Source organism: Pseudomonas californiensis (genome assembly GCF_021147775.1).
In the GTDB taxonomy this organism is placed as follows: Bacteria; Pseudomonadota; Gammaproteobacteria; order Pseudomonadales; family Pseudomonadaceae; genus Aquipseudomonas; species Aquipseudomonas californiensis.
Genome location: NZ_JAGTPK010000092.1, coordinates 1 through 3,347 on the forward strand (window position 1 = coordinate 1; position 3,347 = coordinate 3,347).

Annotated in this window: 4 protein-coding genes and 1 pseudogene; 3 read left to right on the forward strand and 2 right to left on the reverse strand. The window is 54.4% G+C overall.

What is annotated here, in order from left to right; translation table 11 throughout:
* Positions 1 to 98 precede the first annotated feature (98 nt).
* The 3 genes and pseudogenes from KDX37_RS28860 to KDX37_RS28870 all read left to right on the forward strand — a co-directional run.
* Positions 99 to 1,070, forward strand: a pseudogene (locus KDX37_RS28860) (IS91 family transposase); the annotation flags it as partial.
* A gap of 260 nt (positions 1,071 to 1,330) precedes the next feature.
* The gene (locus KDX37_RS28865) at positions 1,331 to 1,732 is read left to right on the forward strand and encodes an antitoxin Xre-like helix-turn-helix domain-containing protein (RefSeq protein WP_231656586.1); all 402 of its coding nucleotides are present in this window, start codon (positions 1,331 to 1,333) and stop codon (positions 1,730 to 1,732) included.
* Entirely contained in the window at positions 1,726 to 2,424 is a 699-nt protein-coding gene (locus KDX37_RS28870) for an RES family NAD+ phosphorylase (RefSeq protein ID WP_054987654.1), read from the forward strand. The genes KDX37_RS28865 and KDX37_RS28870 overlap by 7 nt, the downstream gene beginning before the upstream one ends.
* Here the strand turns inward: KDX37_RS28870 and KDX37_RS28875 are convergent.
* On the reverse strand, positions 2,356 to 2,712 hold the full coding sequence (locus KDX37_RS28875) for a hypothetical protein (protein ID WP_231656587.1): 357 nt from the start codon (positions 2,710 to 2,712) through the stop codon (positions 2,356 to 2,358). The two genes, KDX37_RS28870 and KDX37_RS28875, sit on opposite strands and share 69 nt — an antisense overlap.
* Before the next feature lie 175 nt (positions 2,713 to 2,887).
* Positions 2,888 to 3,301, reverse strand: coding sequence for a hypothetical protein (locus KDX37_RS28880; protein ID WP_231656588.1), 414 nt, complete (start codon positions 3,299 to 3,301; stop codon positions 2,888 to 2,890).
* Between the last annotated feature and the right edge of the window lie 46 nt (positions 3,302 to 3,347).

The window sequence follows — 3,347 nt, forward strand, 5'->3', positions numbered from 1 at the left end:
ACGCGGCTGCCGACTCAGCGGGCGAGTGAAATCGACCAGTTGCTGCCGCATAAGTGGCGACCGATTTAATCACGCAAGGCGTGATGCCCGGACGCTTACCTTCCTGCGGCAAAAAGGCTACCGATCAGTGGATCGCTGATCAACAGAACCGTTTGCCCAATTGGGCCTGGCAACACCTGGTGTTCACGCTGCCTGACACCCTGTGGCCGTTGTTCTTTCATCACCGCCATTTACTCGATGCGCTGTGCCGCCTGGCCGTCGACAACCTGCTCTACGCGGGCCGACGCCGGGGCGTGGAGGTGGGTGTTTTCTGCGCCATCCACACCTACGGCCGGCGGCTCAACTGGCATCCGCACATCCATGTCTCGGTCACCTTGGGAGGGATCGATGACGCAGGTGTCTGGAAAAATCTGTCGTTCCACCCATCAGCCTTGCGTCGACGCTGGATGTGGAATGTTCGCCAGTACCTGCTCAGTCAGTGGCAGCACCTCACCGTCCCCCCTGAATGTGCTCATCTGCACAGCGAAAATGACTGGCGTCACCTCGTGCTCAACGCCGGTGGCCAGCACTGGCACATCCACTTGTCGAAGAAAACGGAAAACGGCCGAAAGACCGTCAATTACCTGGGCCGCTACCTGAAAAAACCGCCCATTTCGGGCAGCCGATTAGCCCACTACACCAACAGTGCGACCTTGAGCTTTACCTACCTCGATCACCGCACCAAAACCTACCAGCAGGAGACGCTGAGTCAAACGGACATGCTGCGCCGGGTGATCCAGCACATTCCGCCAAAGCATTTCCGGATGATCCGGTATTTCGGTTTTCTGGCCAACCGCGTCTGTGGCAGACAGCTACCACGGGTGTATGAGGCCCTGAAGATGGAGACGCGGGGCAAAGCGCCAAAGCTCTATTTTGCGCAGATGGCCAAAGCGTTTTTAAACGTCGATCCGTTCCGCTGTGTCCTGTGCGGAGCACGCATGGTGTACACCGCAGCCATCGCCGGCCTGACGGTGCAGGGCTTGATCAACAACGCTCAAAGCATCGCGCAATTGAGGTACGTGCTGGCCTGATACGGGAGAGGTGCGTCCAAAATATGGAAAAGGTACAGAAAAGTCGCAATGGACCCGTTTTCAGACACCGATGAGGGGTAAAAAAGCGTTTTACTCGGCATCAATGCAACGTTGGCATCAGGGCTAGGATGCCGTTTTCGGCGCATTGCCCTGTATAGGAATTATTGAAATTCCTATACATGAAACCACTACTCGAATTTATCTGTAGACCATATTGATGTATATTGTAATCTACAGAACATAAACTGGGAGTGGTAAAAATGAGCCAATCGACTACTGCACGTGCACCATCCACCAAGGATGTTGGCGCGGTGGCACTACGCACCGCAGTGACGATCATGGAGCGATGGAAAGCGACACCTAAGGATATCGAGAACACCCTTCGTATATCACGCAGCACCTACTCGCGCGCCAAGGATCAAGGTCGTTCCGTGAGCTTGGATAATGATCAAATTGCACGTATCAGCCTTATCCTGAACGTACATGGTGCGCTGAGAACAATCTTCGACAACCCAGAAAACGTCTATGGCTTTCCACGAATGGCCAACGACAACGAATTTTTTGATGGCAGAGCCCCGCTGGAAATCATGTCCACAGGCTCATTCATCAACCTGTACGAGACTTTCCGTCGCATTGACGTGTTGCGAGGTGCCCAATGGTAAGCGCTGCTGATCTGAATGTGCTGCGCGGGGGAGGGAGCATCAAGTCATACCGCTTGGTGAACTCCAAGTTTCCTCCGATCGCCTTGTTCGATGACGTGGCCAGCGCTGACGAGTTCGATATCCTTTACCAAGTTCAGGCCCTGACGAATCCCCGTCTGCAGAACGAGGTAGGCGACCTTAACCTGATCCCTCGCAGCGAAATACCTTTCGGCATCACTGGCTGCTCCTACGCCACCGCGCCGTTCACACACGTGAACCCTGACGGCTCCCGCTTCAGCGATGGCTCGTTCGGCATGCTTTACCTGGCTGCCTCCATGGATACGGCCATCGCCGAAGTACGCCATCACCAAGAAATGTACTGGAGCAAAGTGCAAGGGCTGAACTACGAGCGTTTCGTATTCCGTGGTCTGACCTGCGAATTCGACGAGGTGGGTGTACTGGACGCAACTGTGCTGTCTCTGACGGACGCAATCTATGCTCCAAACGATTACAGCGCCTCAAGAGCGCTCGGCCGCGAAGTGAGGAGGGCCAAAGCTTCGGGTCTGCGCTATCGCTCCGTTCGCTCGCCTGGCGATACCTGTTGGGCGCTGACTACCCCTCGACATGTTGATTCGATTATCCAATCAAGCCATTACGAAATGGTCTGGAACAAGAAAATCACCAGCGTGAACAAGCTCGTAGCCAGCGCGTGAGAGCCCAAAATTGCTAATGAACGCCTGGATACCGTGCCAACGCAGCACGTCCTTGATCTGAAAGTAAGGCGCACCCATTTTCACATACGGTTTTGCATCGTAGCTGGGCTTGTAAGCCGGAACCGCCGAAATTTCCGTCATGGGCGGGAAGCCAGTACTGGTGCGGATTGACGCCAAACAGTTGTTTTCCGGCAGCGACACCGCCAAGCCGAAAACGGCTTGATTGAGCGGCCAAATATGTACGGAAAACCGTATCGGATAGCACAAGCAGCCGGGAACCACTCTCATGATGTTTTCCGACGGAATTTTCGGGGGTTCCGGCGTACACCCCCTTGTAGTACCGCAGTCCTTCACCTTCTTTCCGTCGATCCGGCACATGTAGCGGAGTCAAACAGAAACTATTGGGCTTGTGCTCAATGGGGAAGCCCTTGGTGTCCACGATCACCCGCGACCTCCAACGCAGCTATTCATCAGACCGAGAATAGTTGTTAAGGTGAACGTCAGTATGGCCGCTTGAAAGCGCTGTTGCGTAGTAATCTTCGAATGATCGGTATGCTGGCACGATTCCGCCGCCGTAGTCGTGTGCGGCGTACCACATCGACGGATTCCCGTAGCCCAGTGATTCTATGACAGGTCGAGCCTCCTTAAAATAGTTGACCATGTCTTCGATCGTTCCATGCTCTGCTCTTTCGGCGTTATGAGCCGCGCGCCGCTGACCTATTCGTCCCTGCTGGAAGCTGGAGCGGATCTCCGCAATTTCCTTGGCCCGGCTCAGGTTGGAGAGTTCAACCAATAATATATTAAGAGATTGATAGTGGCTTCCTTGAACAGGGCAGCCTGCGGCTGCAAATTGTGGGATTTTGAAATCGGTTATCATAGCCGAAATCGAGTCGATACCTCCTCAGCACAGGCTTACACATGGC

Coding starts and splice junctions, on each gene's coding strand:
- KDX37_RS28865 (WP_231656586.1), top strand. CDS start 1,331: ATGAGCCAATCGACTACTGCACGTGCACCATCCACCAAGGATGTTGGC.
- KDX37_RS28870 (WP_054987654.1), top strand. CDS start 1,726: ATGGTAAGCGCTGCTGATCTGAATGTGCTGCGCGGGGGAGGGAGCATC.
- KDX37_RS28875 (WP_231656587.1), bottom strand. CDS start 2,712: ATGAGAGTGGTTCCCGGCTGCTTGTGCTATCCGATACGGTTTTCCGTA.
- KDX37_RS28880 (WP_231656588.1), bottom strand. CDS start 3,301: ATGATAACCGATTTCAAAATCCCACAATTTGCAGCCGCAGGCTGCCCT.